A 17,342-nucleotide genomic window follows, 5' to 3' on the forward strand; every position below is an offset into this window, starting at 1 on the left:
CACGGATGCGAGTTCATCACCGCGGCCGGGACTTCGCGAGGCTCCGCGGATTGCGGTACCGACACCCCCTTGGGTAGGGCGCGGCGGCCGGGGGGTCGTGAACTACAGTGCGGATCATGTTCGCCGTCACCGCAGCACGCATCGATGCCGACAACCCGCTGAACGGTCTGGAGCACGGGGAGCGCCCCGAGCCCACGGTGCCCGAGGGCTGGACGACCGTGACCGTCAAGGCCACCGCGCTCAACCACCACGACGTCTGGACGCTCCGCGGCGTCGGAATACGAGAGGACCGGTTGCCGATCATTCTCGGCTGCGACGCGGCCGGGGTCGACGAGGACGGCAACGAGGTGATCGTCCACTCGGTGATCGGCGACCCGGAGCGCGGCGGGGGAGATGAGACGCTCGACCCGAAACGGTCGCTGCTGTCGGAGACCTACGACGGGACGTTCGCCGAGAAGGTCGCCGTTCCCCGGCGCAACCTCGTGCCCAAGCCCGCCTCCCTGTCGTTCGAAGAGGCGGCCTGCCTGCCCACCGCGTGGCTGACCGCGTACCGCATGCTGTTCGGCAAGGCCGGGCTGGAGCCCGGATCGACCATTCTCGTGCAGGGCGCGGGCGGCGGCGTCGCGACGGCCGCGATCGCGCTGGGTTCGGCGGCCGGCTACCGCGTGTGGGCCACGAGCCGCAGCGGCGACAAGCGCGAGCGGGCGCTCCAGCTCGGCGCGGACCAGGCGTTCGAGACCGGCGCCCGGTTGCCCGAGCGCGTGGACGCGGTCATCGAGACGGTCGGCGAGGCCACGTGGAGCCACTCGCTGAAGTCGCTGCGCCCCGGCGGCCGCATCGTCGTCTCCGGCGCGACCAGCGGCCAGGTGCCCCCGGCCGAGCTCAACCGCGTGTTCTTCCTGCAGCTCTCGGTGGTGGGCTCGACCATGGGCACCCGCGACCAGCTCGTACGGCTCGCCCGCTTCCTCGACGTCACCGGCGTACGCCCGAAGATCGACCGCGTCCTGCCGCTGTCCGAGGCCCGCGACGGCTTCGCCGCGATGGCCGAGGGCGACCTCTTCGGAAAGATCGTCTTCACGCCCTAGCCCAGGGCGTACACGCTCGGGGTGCCGGTCACGGTCGTCAGCGAGATGCCGAAGAGCCGGGTGCCGTCCCAGTACAGGCGGCTCGTCCTGGGCTTCTGGATGAAGTCGCGGGAGTACGCGGGGCCCATCGGCGTCGCCTTGCCGTCGGCGGCGGCGAGCCGGAACACCCGCGGTGGGTTTTCGTACGTGCCGTTCGTCATCGCGATGACCCCGTCCTTGCCGAACGTCACCGGCACGCTGGTCACCTTCCCGCCGAGCGATTTCGCCCAGCGCTCGCGGCCGGTCGCGAGGTCGAAGGCGACGATCTTGTTCGTCTCGCGCAGACTGCTGACGGCCGTCTCCTTGGTCTCCACCACGAGCGTGTCGGAGGAGACGGCCGCGTGGATGAGCATGTGGCTCGCCAGGCCGGAGTAGGGACTCAGGTCGAGGGTTCCCGCGGCGTCCTTCTGCGGGATGGTCGCCCTGACCTGGAACGCGTCGTCGAGTGTGATGAGCGCGCCGTTGTCGACCGGGCCGCCGCTCAGCACGACCGGCTGGGCGGACACCAGCCGGAAGGTGGCGGTATCCATGCTCGCGGGGATGGTGACGGGGGCCTTCTTGGCGATCGTTCCGTTGGCCGGCGACACCTGCGCGACCGTCACGGTGTGGTCCGAGCCGAGGCAGTCGAAGAGCACCGTCGCGGTGTTCGTGCCCGGCAGCAGGTCGTTGACGAAACAGTCGCCGCCGGCCGCCTTCGGGCCGAGCCGCCAGCGCTGGTGCCCGGACAGGTCGTAGCCGGTGAGGCTACCGCCGTACTCGATCACCGCGGTGCCGGCGATGACCTCGGCTGACATGGTGTTGTCGCCGAGGCTCGTGCCGGACTGCAGCGTGCCCTGCCCGCGCGTCCGGCCGGTGGCGAGGTCGACCAGAGCGAATCCCTCGCACTTGGTGACGGTGCCGCCGCTGCCGGCGCCGAACCCGATCACGCCCACGTTGCCGGCGGTCGTCGTGCTCACGCCGCAGATGAGCGACGCGCCGCCGGCGGGGAGCGGTGGGGAGGGCAGCTGCCAGCGTCGCCGCCCGGTACGGGCGTCGTACGCGACGAGCCCCCGCGGCGCGACGGTGACGGTCAGGTCGGCGGTGTGCCAGCCGCCGAGGAAGCTGAGGCCGAGAGCGTTCTGCGGCGCGTCCTGGCTCTGCCAGAGCACTTTGCCCTTCAGCGGCCCGCCCGACGCGGCCGTTCCGCCGGAGGCCCGGCCGAAGACCGCGTAGCCGCCGACTCCGATGCCCACCACGACGACGACGGCGATGACCACGGCGATGAGCCGCCCGGCTCCGCCCTTCTTCGCGCGGGGAGCAGGGCCGCCGGGTCCGCCCGGCCCGTACGGCATCTTCGCGCCGGGTCCGTACGGTGCTTGGGCTCCGGGTCCGTACGATCCCGGCTGAGGTCCCCACGGACCCTGGGGAGGGCCCCACGGACTCTGGGCCGCACCCGGGCCGTACCCACCGGGCTGCTGTGCGCCCGGACCGTCGCCCGCCCGGCGGGGGCCGGACGCCTCCTCGGCCGGGCTCCAGGCCTGCGTCGCCTCATATCCCGGCGAGGGCGACGAAGGGGGCTGCCGGCGGCCGTCAGGGCCGCCTTCTTCCGGACGCTGCGGCTCGGGTGACATCACGGGCGAAGGCCTCTCAACACACGGGGCGGGTGGCCGCCTGGGTGGCAGTGCTCACTCTGACGCGCGGAACGCGCCGGGCGTTCCGGCGCGATGACACGCCCGCGTACGTCCCGGCGGTGCGCGGTCACCCCACCCGCCGCGCCCTACTGCCGCGGAGGGAAGATCTCGGTGCGGAGGCGTTCGGAGGTCTCGGCGAGCAGCTCGCGGGTCCGGGCGAGCTGCTCATCGCTCACGCCCTCGCGCGCGGCGGCGCGGGCCTCCTCGACGAAGCGGCGGAGCGTACGATCCAGCTTGACGCGGGCCGCGTCGTCCGGGGTGCCGGTGGCGGTGGCCCAGGCGTCCTCCCAGGTGTGCCGCCACTCTTCCTTCAGCGCACGCTTGTGGTGCTTCCACTGCTCCTTCTGGCGCTGCCACTCGTCCTTCTGCCGCTGCGTGGTGGCCTTGAGGTTCTGCGTCGCGCCGGCCGGGCCCTGCTTGCGCATCTCGCGCGCGGCCTGGGTCAGCTCCTCGCGCAGCGAGCGTACGGTGTCGCGGACGTCCTCCTGCACCTCGCGGGCGATGTCGCGGACCGACTCGGTCAGCTCCTCTTCCAGCTCGGCGAGCTCGTCCATGCGCCGTTCGAGTTCGGCGCGGCCCGCGTCGGTCAGCCGGTAGACCTTCTTGCCCTTGACGACCTCGTGGGTGACGAGCCCTTCCTCCTCCAGCCGGGCGAGCCGGGGGTAGATGGTGCCGGGCGAGGGAGAGTAGACGCCGAGGAAGCGGTCCTGGAGCAGCCGGATGACCTCATAGCCGTGCCGCGGGCTCTCTTCGAGCAGCTTCAGCAGGTACAGCCTCAGCCGGCCATGGCCGAACACCGGACTCATCGGTCGTGTGCTCCTTCTCGCTTCAGTGCATCGGGATCGGGACGGCTCAACAGGGTGATCGCGCCGGAGACCGAGTTGACGTTGAGGGAGGCCGCTCCGCCGCCGAGCGTACCGCTGATGCTCTTGCCGACCGGGGGATCCTGCCGGCTGAGGCCGTCGAACGCCGCGTCGATCCGGCCGCTCATGGACAGCAGCGAGACCTTGGCGGAGGTGGACGCCGGCAGGCGCATGGTCACCTCACCGGACACGGTCCGGAGCTGCACGCCGGCGCCGTCGCGGAGGTCGACGTCGGTGGTGATCCGCCCGCTCACGGAGTGGGCGCTCAGCCGGTCGACCGTGCCGCGGGCGAGGGCCAGGTCGCCGGACATGGAGTTGAAGGTCATCGAACCGTCGACGCCGTGCGCCTCGACCGCGCCGGTCGCGGTGTTGGCGTCGATCGAGCCGGTCACGCCGTCGAGCGTCACGTCGCCCGAGGCGGTCTTGACCGACACACGCCCCGACATGCCGTTGACGACGGCGTTCGCGGTGACCAGGTTGAGGGTGACCGGGCAGTCCGCCGGCACCGTGATGGTGATCGCGGTGTGCCCGCGGGTGTTCTGGAGCCAGCGGAAGACGCCCTCGATCCCGCTCTGCTTCTGGCTGATGCTCAGCATGCCCGCCTCGTGCGCGACCTCGAGCGGGTGGCCGGAGACCTCGCTCACGTGCAGGGCGGGGCGGTCGCTGGTCGGCAGCACGGAGACGGTGCCCGCCACGATGTTCGCCTTGAGGGCGACCACTCCGTCAAAGTCGATCTTCGTCGGCTCCTCGACCGTCCAGCGTGCCATGAGCCTCTTCCCTTCCGTCGGAACGCTATGGAAACAAGATATGTCGCGTTTTACGAAAGTTCAAGATGTATCGCGTTTCGGCCTCGAGGGTGGCCGGATGCCGATCAAGGCTTGCGGGGAAGCACAACAAACCAGGACTGACCGCCGTCCAATGCGGAGCGCAGCGGGGCATCGGACGGCGGTCAGTCGTCGTCTTCGTCGGCGAGGCGGGCCAGCCAGGTCGCGAGGCGCTCGACCGGCGTCTCGAACTCGGGGTTCAGGTCGACGAACTCCCGGAGCCGGTCGGCCATCCATGCGAGCGAGACCTCTTCCTCACCACGGCGTTCGGCGAGTTCCTCGATACCTCGATCGGTGAAGTACATGCGTCCACGTTCGCAATCGTCAGGTGGTGGTCTGGACGGCGCCCAAGGTAGCAGCGGTATGCGCCGCGGCCCCGCACCGGTCGGTGCGGGGCCGCGGCGAGGACCTTGGGGCAGGCCGGAGACCGCACGGAGACCCTCATTCCGCTCGCGACGGGCGAGGGCTCCGGGCGGTCCGATCTCTCAGCGTTCGCCGAACAGGGCGGCGAGCAGGCCCTGCTGCTCGGCGGCGTGCATCTTGGCCGACCCGACGGCGGGCGACGAGCTGGCCCGGCGGGACACCCGCTTGAGCTCGCGGCCCTCCAGGTGCGCGGGCAGCTTCAGCGACATGAACGGCCAGGCGCCCATGTTGGCCGGCTCGTCCTGGACCCAGATCAGCTCCGCGTCGGCCGGATACTTCGCCAGCTCCGCCTTGATCTCGTCGACCGGCAGCGGGTAGAGCCGCTCGACCCGAATGATCGCGGTCGAGGTGTCGCCGGCCTTGTCCCGCGCGCCGAGCAGGTCGTAGTAGAGGCGGCCGGTGGTGAGCAGGACGCGGCGCACCGTGCCGAGCTCCGCCCTCTCACCGATCACCGGCCGGAACGAGCCGGAGGTGAACTCCGACGTCGCCGACGTCGCCGCCTTGAGCCGCAGCAGCTGCTTCGGCGTGAAGACGATCAGCGGCTTCTCCCGCGGCGACAGCGCCTGCCAGCGCAGCAGGTGGAAGTAGTTGGCGGGCGTGCTCGGCTGCGCGACCGTCATGTTGTCCTGCGCGCACAGCTGGAGGTAGCGCTCGATGCGGGCCGAGGAGTGGTCCGGGCCCTGGCCCTCGTACCCGTGCGGCAGCAGCAGCACGACCGAGGAGTGCTGACCCCACTTCTGCTCACCGGAGGAGATGTACTCGTCCACGATCGACTGGGCGCCGTTGGCGAAGTCGCCGAACTGGGCCTCCCAGCACACCAGGGCGTCGGGGCGGGTCATCGAGTAGCCGTACTCGAAGCCCATCGCGGCGTACTCGCTCAGCAGGGAGTCGTGCACGTAGAACTTCGACGTGCCCTGCCCGAACTGCTTGAGCGGGGTGTACTCCTCGCCGGTCTTGCGGTCGAACAGCACCGCGTGGCGCTGGCCGAACGTGCCGCGGCGGGTGTCCTGGCCGACGACGCGCACCGGGCGGCCGTCGATCAGCAGCGAGCCGAACGCGAACATCTCACCGGTCGCCCAGTCGATCGCGTTGTCCTCGATCATCTGTGCGCGCTTCTGCAGCAGCGGCTGCACCCGCGGATGCGGGGTGAAGCCCTCGGGCAGGTTGAGCTGCGTGTCGATGATCCGCTTGACCGTCTCGTCCGAGATGGCCGTGGGAACGCCCTTGTGGTCGACCGGGATGCGTTCGGTGTCGGGCTTGGTGAAGCTGTCCTGCGGCGGCTGGTTGGTGGCCTCGCGCGTCTCCGAGAAGGCCCGCTCCAGCTGCTCCTGGTAGTCGCGGAGCGCCTGCTCGGCCTCCTCGACGCTGATGTCGCCACGCCCGATCAGCGCCTCGGTGTACAGCTTGCGGACCGAGCGCTTGGCGTCGATCAGGTCGTACATCAGCGGCTGGGTGAACGACGGATTGTCGGACTCGTTGTGGCCGCGCCGCCGGTAGCAGATCAGGTCGATGACGACGTCCTTGTTGAACGCCTGGCGGTATTCGAACGCCAGCCGGGCGACCCGCGCGCACTGCTCGGGGTCGTCGCCGTTCACGTGGAAGATCGGCGCCTGGATCATGCGCGCCACGTCGGTGGCGTACACGCTGGACCGGGAGTACTCCGGGGCGGTGGTGAAGCCGACCTGGTTGTTCACGACGATGTGCACGGTGCCGCCGGTGCGGTAGCCGCGGAGCTGGGAGAGGTTCAGCGTCTCGGCCACGACGCCCTGGCCGGCGAAGGCCGCGTCGCCGTGGATGAGGATCGGCATCACCGTGAACTCGCCCTCGCCGAGGTCGAGGACGTCCTGCTTGGCGCGGACGACGCCCTCGGCGACCGGGTCGACGGTCTCCAGGTGGCTCGGGTTGGCCACGAGCGAGGTGCGGATCTTCGAGCCGTCGCGGGCCACGAAGTCGCCGTCGGCGCCGAGGTGGTACTTCACGTCGCCGGAGCCCTGGGCGCTGCGCGGGTCGAGGTTGCCCTCGAACTCACCGAAGATCTGGCCGTAGGACTTGCCGACGATGTTGGCCAGGACGTTGAGGCGGCCGCGGTGGGCCATGCCGATGACGACCTCGTCGAGGTGCTCCTGCGCGGCCGCGGTGATCACCGAGTCGAGCAGCGGGATGAGCGACTCGCCGCCCTCGAGGGAGAAGCGCTTCTGGCCGACGAACTTGGTCTGCAGGAACGTCTCGAACGCCTCGGCGGTGTTGAGCCGGCCGAGGATGTGCTTCTGCTCCTCGCGGTCGGGCTTCTCCGGCGGCACCTCGACGCGCGACTGGATCCAGGCCCGCTCGTCGGGCTCCTGGATGTGCATGTACTCGATGCCGACCGTGCGGCAGTAGGAGTTGCGCAGCACGCCGAGGATGTCGCGCAGCTTCATCGTCGGCTTGCCGCCGAAGCCGCCGGTGGCGAACTCGCGCTCCAGGTCCCACAGGGTGAGGCCGTGCTTGAGGACGTCGAGGTCGGGGTGGCGGCGCTGGGTGTACTCCAGCGGGTCGGTGTCGGCCATGAGGTGGCCGCGCACGCGGTAGGCGTGGATCAGCTCGTGCACCCGGGCGACCTTGGCGACGTCGTCCTCGTGCGTGGCGCTGATGTCCTGGACCCAGCGGACCGGCTCGTACGGGATGCGCAGCGCTTCGAAGATCTCGTCGTAGAAGTCGTCCTCGCCGAGCAGGAGCTGGTGGACGACGCGCAGGAAGTCACCCGACTGGGCGCCCTGGATGATGCGGTGGTCGTACGTCGAGGTCAGCGTCATGACCTTGCTGATGCCGAGGCGGGCGAGCGCCTCCTCGGACGTGCCGGCGTACTCGGCGGGGTACTCCATCGCGCCCACGCCGATGATCGTGCCCTGGCCGGGCATGAGGCGGGGCACCGAGTGCACCGTGCCGATCGTGCCGGGGTTGGTCAGGCTGATCGTGGTGCCGGCGTAGTCGTCGATCGTCAGCTTGTTGTTGCGCGCCTTGCGCACGACCTCTTCGTACGCCGCCCAGAACTGGCGGAAGTCGAGGGTCTCGGCGTTCTTGATGTTGGGCACGACGAGCTGCCGCTGGCCGTCGTCCTTCTTCAGGTCGATCGCCAGGCCGAAGTTGACGTGCTCGGGGCGGACCAGCGTGGGCTTGCCGTCCACCTCGGCGTAAAAGGCGTTCATCTCCGGCATGGCCTGCAACGCCCTGACCAGGGCGTACCCGATCAGGTGCGTGAAGGAGACCTTGCCGCCCCGTCCGCGCTTGAGGTGGTTGTTGACCACGATGCGGTTGTCGATCAGCAGCTTGGCGGGCACCGCGCGCACGCTGGTCGCGGTCGGCACGGCCAGGCTGGCCTCCATGTTGGTGACGGTGCGGGCGGCGACGCCGCGCAGGCGCACCTCCTCGGCTCCGCCGGGGACCTGGGGCGCCGGGGCGACCTTCTTGGCCGGCTTCTCGGGTGCCTTCGCGGCCGGCTTCTGCTCGGGCCTGGCGACGGGAGCGGCGGCGGGCTTCTGCTTGGGTACGGGCGCGGTCGGAGCGGAGGGCGTCGTGGGAGCGGGTGTCGGAGGAGAGGCGGCCGCGCCGTCAGCGGCCTTGGCCGGGCGGTCCGGCTGGTAGTCGGCGAAGAAGTTCCACCAGGCTCGGTCAACCGAGTTGGGGTCTTCGAGGTACTTCTGATAAAGCTCGTCGACCAGCCACTCGTTGGGACCGAAGTCTGGAGTGGTCTGGTCGGCGGAGGATCGCGACGACTGAGTCGACACGGCGGAGATCGCCCTCTTCCGCGCTCGCAGGTGGATCTGTAATCGAGACAAGGCTACTCGTCCGTGACCGTCCGCGATGCAAGGCTCAGGGTTCTCACGATGTGGACAGGCCACGCTCATCCATAGCGCTCCCACGGATAGGGATATTCCGCTCGAATTCGGGCGTGCATAAAGGCTTTCGGTGGACGGCGCGATGGCCGTGTCCTTTTGGCCGAACGCCGTTCGCGGACCGGATCCTCCGCTCACGGCCCCGCGAGCCCTCCGGTGGAGGGGCTCGGCCGCGGGAGACCGCCCGGTGACGCAGATCACGCTCCGGTGCTGGACCCGGGCCGGACGATCATCAAGACGGTGACCGCCGCCCACAGGATGTTGAACAGCCCGGTGTACATGGCGAGCCGCGCCGGGCCGCGCTCGGTGGCCGTGGACGGCCGCGGGCCGGCGAGGAGCGCCTGCTGGCGAGGCAGGACGAGCAGCGCGAGCACGGCGGCCGCGAGCGCCGTGAGGGCGATGGAGACGATCACCCACGCGTCGCCCGTGACGTGCATGGCGCCGGCGGTGGCGAAGCCGAACAGCGGTACGGCGACGCCGGCGACGGCGTACACGCGGCAGACGCGGTGCAGGAGCCGCGCACCGGCCATCGCCGGGCCGTCGTCGCCCGGGGTGGCGGTGGATCCGAGGGCGGGTTCGAGGGCGGGCTCTTGGGTGGGCCGGGCGGAGGCCCGGCGGATCGCGGCGGGGAACATGCTGGCCGCCACGGCCACCGGTCCGACGGCGAGGACGGCGGCCAGGACGTGGACGATGAGAAGGATCTTGGTCACGGATGCGGGTGCCTTCATGCGGGGAACGGTGTGATCGCCGCCGGCGTACGGCGGCGCGGGCACGACGCTATTGACCGGTCCCCGGGCTTGACAGTGGCGTAAGTGCCACGCTCCACCTGATTCTCGCCAAGTCCGGGAGCGGGGCGCGTACCTGGCGGTGGACGCGCCACGACGGCCGACCGGGTGCCCTGATGCGTGCAGGCGGTGCCGGTCACGGATGGTTGGCGGGAAACCGGCGGTGGCGTACGTTACGGCCATGCACACGATCGCGGTGCTCGCGCTCGACGGGGTGATCGGATTCGACCTGACCACGCCCCTGGAGGCCTTCGGGCGTACGCGCCTGCCCGACGGGAGGTCGCCCTATCGCCTGCGGGTCTGCGCGCCCGCGGAGGAGGTCGACGCCGGAGCGTTCACGATCCGCGCGCCGTGGGGTCTGGAAGCGCTGGAGGAGGCGGACACGATCATCGTGCCGGGCGTCGCCGCGCCGGCCACGCCGCCGCCCGAGGTGCTCGCCGCGCTCCAGCGCGCGGCCGAGGCCGGCACGCGGATCGCGTCGATCTGCGCCGGGGCCTTCACCCTCGCGGCGGCCGGGCTGCTGGACGGGCGGCGCGCCACGACCCACTGGGCCGCCGCCGGGTTCCTGGCCGAGCGGTACCCGGCCGTGAAGGTCGACCCGGACGTGCTGTACGTGCACGACGGGCAGATTTTGACCTCGGCCGGCGCCGCGGCAGGCCTCGACCTGTGCCTGTACATGATCCGGTGCGACCACGGCTCGGCCGTCGCGGCCGACGCGGCCCGGCTGTCGGTGATGGCGCTGGAGCGGGAGGGCGGGCAGGCGCAGTTCATCGTGCACGAGCAGCCGCCCACGCCGCGCGGTTCGGTGCTGGAGCCGGTGCTGCACTGGATGGAGGACAACTCCGGCCGCGACCTCACGCTCGAGGAGATCGCCGCCCACGCCGGGATGAGCACCCGCACGCTCAACCGGCGCTTCCGCGAGCAGACCGGCACGACGCCGCTGCAGTGGCTGCACCGCGCCCGCATCCGGCGGGCACAGCACCTCCTGGAGACCACCACGCATCCGGTCGACCGCATCGCCGCGCAGGTCGGCTTCGGCTCGCCGACCGCCTTCCGCGACCGGTTCAAGCGCGTGGCCGGCCTCAGCCCGAACGCCTACCGCCGTGCGTTCCGGTGAGGTCCCGGACGGTGATCAGGGTTCGGCGACGCGGGCGAGGAAGTAGACGGCTCCGCTGGCCGGGTGGCGTACGACCACGAGGAACGGCCGGTCGACGCGGAACTCCACCGGACGGCTCAGGTCCATGCCCGCCGGCACCATCACGGCCGCGGTGGCCGCAGCCCCCTCCAGGCCCTGCTCGTCCACCTCGAGCACGGCTTTGTGCTCGACCCGGTCGATCCGCACGGGCGCGGGTGTCATGCCGGAGAAGTCGGCGTCGTCGGTGAAGGCGGTCCGTACGCCGAGGGCGCCGAGCGGCTCGGTCAGGCTCGCTCCGCTCTCGACCCGGAACTTCGGCACGGCCAGCTGGACCTTGACCGGCTGCGCCGCGTCGTACAGCGGGCGGAGCGACTCCGGTGCCGGCGGGCCGTCCTCGGGCCCGAGCAGCACGTCCGCGACCACGCCGCCCCCGGCCGTGAGCGTGACCATCCGCCAGCCGCCGGCCTCGGCGTACGGCATGCGGCCGGTGCGGCGCATCATCGGCACCCGCCGTCGCCCGCCGGAGCCGTGGAAGGGCACCGGGACCGTGTCGCTGTGGGAGAACGGGATCCGCCAGGCGGCCTTGAGGTACAGCGCGTTGACGAGGACCGCGACCGTGCCGGGGTCGACGGCGCCGGCCGGCAGGAGGTCACGGATGAGCTCGCGCGTCGTCTTGGCCACCTCCGCGTTGATGGCCCGGCGGGCGGCCTCGGGGTCGCCGGCGAAGTCGGCGCTGTGCAGCGCCGCGCCGGTCGTGCGTTCGTACTCCTCCTCGACGGGCACGCCCTCGCGCAGCCACAGCGTGTCGGCCACCGCGATCTCGGCGTCGTCGAGCGCCGCGGCCTCCGCGAGGCCCAGCTCGCCCGGCGCCCCGCCCAGGGCGCCGGCCAGCTCGTCGTACGTGCGGCCGCGCGCGCCGGCCGCCGCGAGCGCCAGCGCCGACGCGACGGAGTAGGGAGACCAGACCAGGCCGCCCTCGGAGCCGAGCCGCCGGTTCAGGCGGAGTGCGAACTCATCCATTCTTCGACCGTACTCCGGCGCGCGGAGACGATCACGTCCATGAGATCGCCGGGCCCTTGGCCACGATGCCGTACGGGTTCAGGTGGCGGTGTGTCTCGTAGTAGTGACGCTTGATGTGGTCGAAGTCGGTGGTCTCGCCGAACGCGGGAATGGCGTAGAGCCGCCGGGCGTACGCCCACAGGCGCGGATAGTCGACGATCCGCCGCAGGTTGCACTTGAAGTGCCCGTGGTAGACGGCGTCGAAGCGCGCCAGCGTGGGGTACAGGCGTACGTCGGCCTCGGTCAGCCGGTCGCCGACCAGGTAGTCGTGGCTGTCGAGGCGGGCCTCCAGGCGGTCGAGGGTGGCGAAGAGCGCGTCGAACGCCTCTTCGTACGCCTCCTGGGTCTGCGCCATGCCCGCCTCGTAGACGCCGTTGTTGACGTTGTGGAAGACCTCGTCGTTCACCGCGTCGATCTCGGCGCGCAGCTCCTGCGGGTACAGCTCGGGCGCGCCGGGCCGGTGGAACGGCGCGAACGCCGACTCGAGCGTCAGCGTGATCTGGGGATAGTCGTTGGTGACGAGCCGCCCGCCCACGGTGTCCCAGACGCACGGCACGGTGTGCCGCCCCTCGTACGAGGGGTCGGTGGCGGTGTAGAGCTCGGCCAGGAACCGCGCGCCGGTCACGGGATCGCGGCCGTCCGGCGACAGGGTGAAGCGCCAGCCGCGTTCGTCGCGGATCGGGTCGACGATCGTGACTCCGATCACATCCTCAAGCCCGAGCAGCCTGCGGACGATCAGTGAACGGTGCGCCCAGGGGCACGCGAGCGAGGCGTAGAGTTGGTAGCGGCCGGTCTCGACGGGGAGCTCTTCATCGGTGCCGATGCGGTCGGTGAACCGGTTCGCCTGCCGGACGAAGCGGCCGTTCTTCAGCTCGGCGCTCATGATGTTCGCCATGTAGTCCCTCCGATTGACGGGAATCTGCGACCTTAGAGCGATCCGCCGGTGCCGACCTGCTCATACGATAATCGTCATGGAGACGCCGGAAACGGGACGCTGATCGCCCGTGGGTCATATCACTGACGCTCTGCTCCACCTGCACGGCCCGATCATCTACGGGGTGGTCGCCGCGCTGGTGTTCGCCGAAGCCGCCCTTTTCTTCGGGTTCGTTTTCCCGGGGGAGACCGCGATCGTCGTCGCGGGCGTGCTCGCCAGCCAGCACCGGGTCTCGCTGCCCATCCTGCTCGTCGTGATCGTGTGCGCCGCCGTCGTGGGCGACTCGGTGGGGTACGAGATCGGGCGCAAGTTCGGCGACCGGCTGCTCGATACCCGCGCGCTGCGCAAGCACCGCGACCGCCTCGGCAGCGCACAGGACCTGCTGCGCCGACGTGGCGCCTTCGCCGTCTTCATCGGCCGCTTCACCGCCCTCCTGCGCGCGATCATGCCCGCACTCGCGGGGAGCGCGCGGATGCCGTACGGCCGGTTCCTGGTCTTCAACGCCCTCGGCGGCATCGCCTGGGGCATCGGCTTCACGATGGGCGGCTACCTGGCCGGAACGGCGTTCGAGCAGGTCGCCCAGTGGGCCGGCCGGGTCCTCGCGGTCGTGGTCGCGGTGATCGTCGTGATCGCGCTCGGCGTCTGGCTGTACCGCCGCCGGAAGAAGGAGGCCCAGGAGACCGAGACCGCCCCGGAGCCGGTGTCGGTTCCCGACCTGCGCGAGGACCTGCGCGAGGACCTGCGCGAGCACCAGCACGACGACTGAACCCCTTCTGGTCTTCCTCCTCCGGGAGTCACCGCCGGCGGGGCGTCCGCCTGGACCGTCCGAGTCGGATTCGGTTTGATACACACGGAGTCGGTAACGCGTCGCGAGGAGGATGTGGACATGGCGGAACTGCGGTTCGACGGACGGGTGGCGATCGTCACCGGGGCCGGGCAGGGGCTCGGCCGGCAGCACGCGCTCGAGCTGGCCGCGCGGGGCGCGAAGGTCGTCGTCAACGACCTCGGCGGCTCGCTCCATGGCAGCGGCTCCTCCGCCGGGCCGGCGGCCGCCGTGGTCGAGGAGATCAAGAAGAACGGCGGCGAGGCGGTCGCCAGCACCGACAACGTCGCGACCCCCGAGGGCGCCGAGGCGATCGTACGGACCGCGCTCGACGTTTTCGGCAAGGTGGACATCGTCGTCAACAACGCCGGCATCCTGCGGGACAAGTCCTTCAAGAACATGGTGCCGGAGGAGTTCGACCAGGTCCTCGCCGTGCACCTGCGCGGGTCGTTCCTCGTCACCCACGCCGCGTGGCCGCACCTGCGCGAGCAGGCGTACGGCCGCGTCGTCATGACCACCTCGCCGGCCGGGCTGTTCGGCAACTTCGGGCAGGCCAACTACTCCTCGGCCAAGATGGGGCTCGTCGGGCTGACCAAGACGCTGGCGGCCGAGGGCGCCAAGTACAACATCAAGGTCAACGCGATCGCCCCGATCGCCTGGACCCGCATGACCGAGGAGCTGTTCCCGCCGGAGTACAAGGAGAAGCTGAGCGTCGAGCTCGTCACTCCGGTCGTGGCCTGGCTCGCGCACGAGACCAACGCGTCGACCGGCGAGACCTACAGCGTGGGTGGCGGACGGGTGGCCCGCGTCTTCGTGGCCGAGGGGCCGGGCTTCACCAAGCAGGGCGGACTCAGCGTCGAGGACGTGCGCGACAACTGGCAGCAGATCAACGAGGTCGAGCCGTACCTGCTGGCCAAGGACATCGGCGAGCAGACCATGGCCGTCTTCAACGCGATCAATTGACTATTCCCGGCCCTGAAGCTGAAGGACGGGGATCCCGGCCCTCGCGGGCTGGGGTTCCTGTTTCTGTGGCGACTGCGCCCGAGGGGGCCCCGGGTGTCTGACGTCACCTCCACAGGCCGACACGGCAAGACCTGCCGCCAGGATGTTCTTTGCCGCGTTGATGTCCCTGTCGTGCAGGGTACGGCAGGACGGACAACGCCACGCCCGGGTGGAAAGCGGGAGTTCGACGAGCAGGTGTCCGCACGTCGAGCAGGTTTTGGAGCTGGGGTACCAGCGGTCGATCACGATCAGATGGCGACCGTGCCTGGCTGCTTTGTACTTCAGTTGGCGGCGGAACTCTCCCCATCCGCAGTCGGAGATGGCTTTGGCGAGCCGCCGGTTACGGATCATGCCCTTGATGTTCAGGTCTTCGATCACGATGACGTCGTGGTCGCGGACCAGGCGGGCACTGGTCTTGTGCAGGAAGTCCGTGCGGGACGCGGTGACCTTGCGGTGCGCGCGGGCCACCTTCGCCCTTGCCTTAGCCCGGTTGTTCGATCCGGGTTGCTTGCGTGCCATGCGCCGCTGGTAGCGGGCCAGGTTACGTTCTCGTTTGGCCAGGCGGCGGGCATTGGCGATCTTGCCTCCGTCGGAGGTGACCGCGAAGTCCTTGATGCCCAGGTCCACCCCGACGACCGCGCCGGTCGGGGGCGCCTGTTCAGGGCCTGGGACCTCGACGGCGAGGGAGACGTACCAGCGTCCGCACGGCTCACGCGAGACCGTCACCGACGTCGGCTCGATCGACGCGGGATCGACATCCGGCCAGGACCACACGACCTCCAGCGGTGTGTCCATCATCTTGGCCAGATAAAGGCGGCCCTCCCGCCAGCGAAACGCCGACCGGGTGAAGGTCGCCGACTGCTTGCGCAATCTTGTTCCACACCAGACGTACGCAGCCGAACGTGCGGTTCAACATCGCCGCCTGCTCCTGGGTGGGGTAGGCCCGCACCTTGTAGCTCGTACGCACGTTCGAAAGTCTCGCAGTGCCCCAAGATCAGCAACGAGTAACGGAAGAACGGGATGGAAAGACGGCTATGAACGCTTCATGCCTGGAGTACCCGGCTTCGTCGGGCCAGCTCTTTCGGGGGCCGGATTTCCTCCCGGCCTCGAAGAACTGGGCCTCCTCCGAACTTATCGGTGAGTGGCGCGGATGAGTGCCGAGGGAATCGCCGCATGAGCGCGGTCACGTTCGAGCGGCGGGACGGGGTGGCGGTGGTCACCCTAGCCCGGCCCGAGCGGCTCAACGCGGTCACGCCGGCGATGGTCGAGGAGCTTCTCGCGATCCTGGACCGGCTGGCCACCGACGTCGAGACCCGCGTGGTGGTGCTGACCGGTGCCGGGCGGGCCTTCACCGCCGGCATGGACGTCCGGGGCGACGGTCTCGGCTCCGGTGAGGAAGCCGAGGAGGGCCGGGTCGCGCGGGTCTACCGCGGCATGGCGCGCAGCGGCGAACTCATCCTCCGGCTGCGCGACATCCCGCAGCCGGTGATCGCCGCGCTGCACGGCCCGGTCGCCGGCATGGGCATGTCCATCGCCCTGGCCTGCGACCTGCGGGTCGCCGACCCGACGGCGACGTTCATCGCGCCGTTCCTCAAGCTCGGGTTCTCGGCGGGCGATCTCGGGCTCACCTGGCTGCTGCCCCGGCTGATCGGTGCCTCACGGGCCGCGGAGATCTTCTACCGGGCCCGTTCGGTCACCGCCGCGGAGGCGTACGACCTCGGCCTGCTCGCCACGCGGGCCGATGAGGGGGCCGACCTCGACGCCGCTCTCGAACTCGCCGCCGACCTGCTGAAACGCTCGCCGTTCGGGTTGCGGCATACCAAGGAGCTGCTGAACCTGTCCCTCGACACCTCGGGGCTGCGCGGTCACCTCGCGGTGGAGAACCGCACGCAGACCATGGCCTTCCTCACCGAGGATCTGGCCGAGGGGCTCGCGGCCAGGATGGCCAAGCGCGAGCCGCACTTCCGCAACCGCTGAGCGTTCCGGCCCATCCGGGCGCGGGGCCGAGGTTCACGAGGGGCGCCACGCGGAGGTTCCCCGACGCCGCGCCACGGCGGAGAGCCGGCCGTACGGGCCGGGGCGCCGGTTCAGACGCTGAAGTCGGCCGGGTCGAAGCCGGGGGAGACGACGCAGCTCACCAGCACCTCCTGGCCGGCCGCCGGCCGGGCGGACTGCCAGACGCCGCCCGGCACCAGCGCCTGCGGCACCTGGCCGCGCTCCAGGTCCGGGCCGAGCAGGACGGTGTTCTCCTCGGTCGGCGCGTCGCCGCGCGTCGTCAGCTCCAGCGGGCCTCCGCGGTGCCACAGCCACAGCTCGTCGGAGCGGACGACGTGCCACATCGACTCGTCGCCGACGCCGAGCAGGAAGTAGATGCCGGTTGCGGTGTCGCGCTCACCGCCGTGCGCCTGGAGCCGGGCCGCGGTCCGCCACGTCTCGCGGAACCAGCCGCCCTCCGGATGCGGCAGCAGGTCCAGCGCCTCGGCCACCGGGGGACGGGCGTGGAATCCGGTCACCCGGCCGCTCGGGTCGCGCCGGGCGTACCGCACCTCCTCGACCGTGGACCGGTTGACCGCACCGGGCAGCGGCACGCGGGAGAAGGGAACGACCAGCGCGATCACCTGACCGCCGGGGAAGGCGTCGTTGGCCAGCGCGACCGCGTCCTCCTCGGGGGAGTAGGCGGCGGACTCGTCGCGGAACGGCTGGTCCGGCTCGGCGCGCCAGGCGTCGAGCGTCGTGAGTAGCAGCACACGCCCAACCTAACGGCCCGTACGGCCGGCGCCCGGGCGCGCTGGTCCGGCGAGTCGCCCACCGGGCAAGGTCTCGCCATT

General features: G+C 70.7%; 14 protein-coding genes and 1 pseudogene. 5 read left to right on the forward strand and 10 right to left on the reverse strand.

Going from position 1 to position 17,342, the window contains the following annotated elements; all coding sequences use genetic code 11:
• Nucleotides 1-116 precede the first annotated feature (116 nt).
• A complete protein-coding gene (locus ABEA10_RS27765) occupies nucleotides 117-1,085 on the forward strand; it encodes a zinc-binding dehydrogenase (protein WP_345468914.1) in 969 nt (322 codons plus the stop codon).
• On the opposite strand, the gene ABEA10_RS27770 is transcribed toward ABEA10_RS27765, so the two are convergent.
• The 6 genes from ABEA10_RS27770 to ABEA10_RS27795 form a co-directional block, all read right to left on the reverse strand.
• Nucleotides 1,082-2,455: a PQQ-binding-like beta-propeller repeat protein gene (locus ABEA10_RS27770; RefSeq protein ID WP_345468916.1), complete on the reverse strand. Its 1,374-nt coding sequence runs from the start codon at nucleotides 2,453-2,455 to the stop codon at nucleotides 1,082-1,084. The genes ABEA10_RS27765 and ABEA10_RS27770 overlap by 4 nt on opposite strands.
• A 425-nt stretch (nucleotides 2,456-2,880) precedes the next feature.
• Nucleotides 2,881-3,600, reverse strand: a complete 720-nt coding sequence (locus tag ABEA10_RS27775; protein ID WP_345468917.1) for a PadR family transcriptional regulator — start codon at nucleotides 3,598-3,600, stop codon at nucleotides 2,881-2,883.
• Complete coding sequence (locus ABEA10_RS27780) at nucleotides 3,597-4,424, reverse strand: DUF4097 family beta strand repeat-containing protein (RefSeq protein ID WP_345468918.1); 828 nt, start codon at nucleotides 4,422-4,424, stop codon at nucleotides 3,597-3,599. Before ABEA10_RS27780 ends, ABEA10_RS27775 begins: the two co-directional genes overlap by 4 nt.
• A gap of 182 nt (nucleotides 4,425-4,606) precedes the next feature.
• On the reverse strand, nucleotides 4,607-4,786 hold the full coding sequence (locus ABEA10_RS27785) for a DUF6104 family protein (protein WP_329255740.1): 180 nt from the start codon (nucleotides 4,784-4,786) through the stop codon (nucleotides 4,607-4,609).
• A 180-nt stretch (nucleotides 4,787-4,966) separates the two neighbouring features.
• Nucleotides 4,967-8,668, reverse strand: coding sequence for a multifunctional oxoglutarate decarboxylase/oxoglutarate dehydrogenase thiamine pyrophosphate-binding subunit/dihydrolipoyllysine-residue succinyltransferase subunit (locus ABEA10_RS27790; RefSeq protein ID WP_345468919.1), 3,702 nt, complete (start codon nucleotides 8,666-8,668; stop codon nucleotides 4,967-4,969).
• A gap of 305 nt (nucleotides 8,669-8,973) precedes the next feature.
• Nucleotides 8,974-9,504 (reverse strand): hypothetical protein, encoded by a 531-nt coding sequence (locus ABEA10_RS27795; protein WP_345468921.1) that lies wholly within the window; start codon nucleotides 9,502-9,504, stop codon nucleotides 8,974-8,976.
• A gap of 238 nt (nucleotides 9,505-9,742) precedes the next feature.
• Here ABEA10_RS27795 and ABEA10_RS27800 point away from each other — a divergent pair, with 238 nt between their 5' ends.
• On the forward strand, nucleotides 9,743-10,678 hold the full coding sequence (locus ABEA10_RS27800; RefSeq protein ID WP_345468922.1) for a GlxA family transcriptional regulator: 936 nt from the start codon (nucleotides 9,743-9,745) through the stop codon (nucleotides 10,676-10,678).
• Nucleotides 10,679-10,693: 15 nt separating this feature from the next.
• On the opposite strand, the gene ABEA10_RS27805 is transcribed toward ABEA10_RS27800, so the two are convergent.
• Both ABEA10_RS27805 and ABEA10_RS27810 read right to left on the reverse strand, forming a co-directional pair.
• A complete protein-coding gene (locus tag ABEA10_RS27805; RefSeq protein WP_345468923.1) occupies nucleotides 10,694-11,716 on the reverse strand; it encodes a serpin family protein in 1,023 nt (340 codons plus the stop codon).
• Nucleotides 11,717-11,747: 31 nt separating this feature from the next.
• Nucleotides 11,748-12,650: a glutathione S-transferase family protein gene (locus tag ABEA10_RS27810; RefSeq protein ID WP_345468924.1), complete on the reverse strand. Its 903-nt coding sequence runs from the start codon at nucleotides 12,648-12,650 to the stop codon at nucleotides 11,748-11,750.
• A 109-nt stretch (nucleotides 12,651-12,759) separates the two neighbouring features.
• Here ABEA10_RS27810 and ABEA10_RS27815 point away from each other — a divergent pair, with 109 nt between their 5' ends.
• Both ABEA10_RS27815 and ABEA10_RS27820 read left to right on the forward strand, forming a co-directional pair.
• Nucleotides 12,760-13,455 (forward strand): DedA family protein, encoded by a 696-nt coding sequence (locus tag ABEA10_RS27815; RefSeq protein WP_345468925.1) that lies wholly within the window; start codon nucleotides 12,760-12,762, stop codon nucleotides 13,453-13,455.
• Nucleotides 13,456-13,575: 120 nt separating this feature from the next.
• Nucleotides 13,576-14,475: an SDR family oxidoreductase gene (locus tag ABEA10_RS27820; RefSeq protein WP_345468926.1), complete on the forward strand. Its 900-nt coding sequence runs from the start codon at nucleotides 13,576-13,578 to the stop codon at nucleotides 14,473-14,475.
• Here ABEA10_RS27820 and ABEA10_RS27825 read toward each other — a convergent pair.
• Nucleotides 14,476-15,481 (reverse strand): annotated as a pseudogene (locus tag ABEA10_RS27825) (RNA-guided endonuclease InsQ/TnpB family protein).
• Between the two features lie 206 nt (nucleotides 15,482-15,687).
• On the opposite strand from ABEA10_RS27825, the gene ABEA10_RS27830 reads away from it, so the two are divergent.
• Nucleotides 15,688-16,491, forward strand: a complete 804-nt coding sequence (locus ABEA10_RS27830; RefSeq protein WP_345468927.1) for an enoyl-CoA hydratase/isomerase family protein — start codon at nucleotides 15,688-15,690, stop codon at nucleotides 16,489-16,491.
• 110 nt (nucleotides 16,492-16,601) lie between these two features.
• On the opposite strand, the gene ABEA10_RS27835 is transcribed toward ABEA10_RS27830, so the two are convergent.
• On the reverse strand, nucleotides 16,602-17,261 hold the full coding sequence (locus tag ABEA10_RS27835) for a cupin domain-containing protein (RefSeq protein WP_329255761.1): 660 nt from the start codon (nucleotides 17,259-17,261) through the stop codon (nucleotides 16,602-16,604).
• Between the last annotated feature and the right edge of the window lie 81 nt (nucleotides 17,262-17,342).

It is taken from the genome of Actinoallomurus oryzae (assembly GCF_039541955.1).
Taxonomy (GTDB): Bacteria; Actinomycetota; Actinomycetes; order Streptosporangiales; family Streptosporangiaceae; genus Actinoallomurus; species Actinoallomurus oryzae.

Excerpts from the sequence above, each read along its gene's own strand:
- ABEA10_RS27765 (WP_345468914.1), top strand. The coding sequence starts at position 117 with ATGTTCGCCGTCACCGCAGCACGCATCGATGCCGACAACCCGCTGAAC.
- ABEA10_RS27770 (WP_345468916.1), bottom strand. The coding sequence starts at position 2,455 with ATGCCGTACGGGCCGGGCGGACCCGGCGGCCCTGCTCCCCGCGCGAAG.
- ABEA10_RS27775 (WP_345468917.1), bottom strand. The coding sequence starts at position 3,600 with ATGAGTCCGGTGTTCGGCCATGGCCGGCTGAGGCTGTACCTGCTGAAG.
- ABEA10_RS27780 (WP_345468918.1), bottom strand. The coding sequence starts at position 4,424 with ATGGCACGCTGGACGGTCGAGGAGCCGACGAAGATCGACTTTGACGGA.
- ABEA10_RS27785 (WP_329255740.1), bottom strand. The coding sequence starts at position 4,786 with ATGTACTTCACCGATCGAGGTATCGAGGAACTCGCCGAACGCCGTGGT.
- ABEA10_RS27795 (WP_345468921.1), bottom strand. The coding sequence starts at position 9,504 with ATGAAGGCACCCGCATCCGTGACCAAGATCCTTCTCATCGTCCACGTC.
- ABEA10_RS27800 (WP_345468922.1), top strand. The coding sequence starts at position 9,743 with ATGCACACGATCGCGGTGCTCGCGCTCGACGGGGTGATCGGATTCGAC.
- ABEA10_RS27805 (WP_345468923.1), bottom strand. The coding sequence starts at position 11,716 with ATGGATGAGTTCGCACTCCGCCTGAACCGGCGGCTCGGCTCCGAGGGC.
- ABEA10_RS27810 (WP_345468924.1), bottom strand. The coding sequence starts at position 12,650 with ATGGCGAACATCATGAGCGCCGAGCTGAAGAACGGCCGCTTCGTCCGG.
- ABEA10_RS27820 (WP_345468926.1), top strand. The coding sequence starts at position 13,576 with ATGGCGGAACTGCGGTTCGACGGACGGGTGGCGATCGTCACCGGGGCC.
- ABEA10_RS27830 (WP_345468927.1), top strand. The coding sequence starts at position 15,688 with ATGAGCGCGGTCACGTTCGAGCGGCGGGACGGGGTGGCGGTGGTCACC.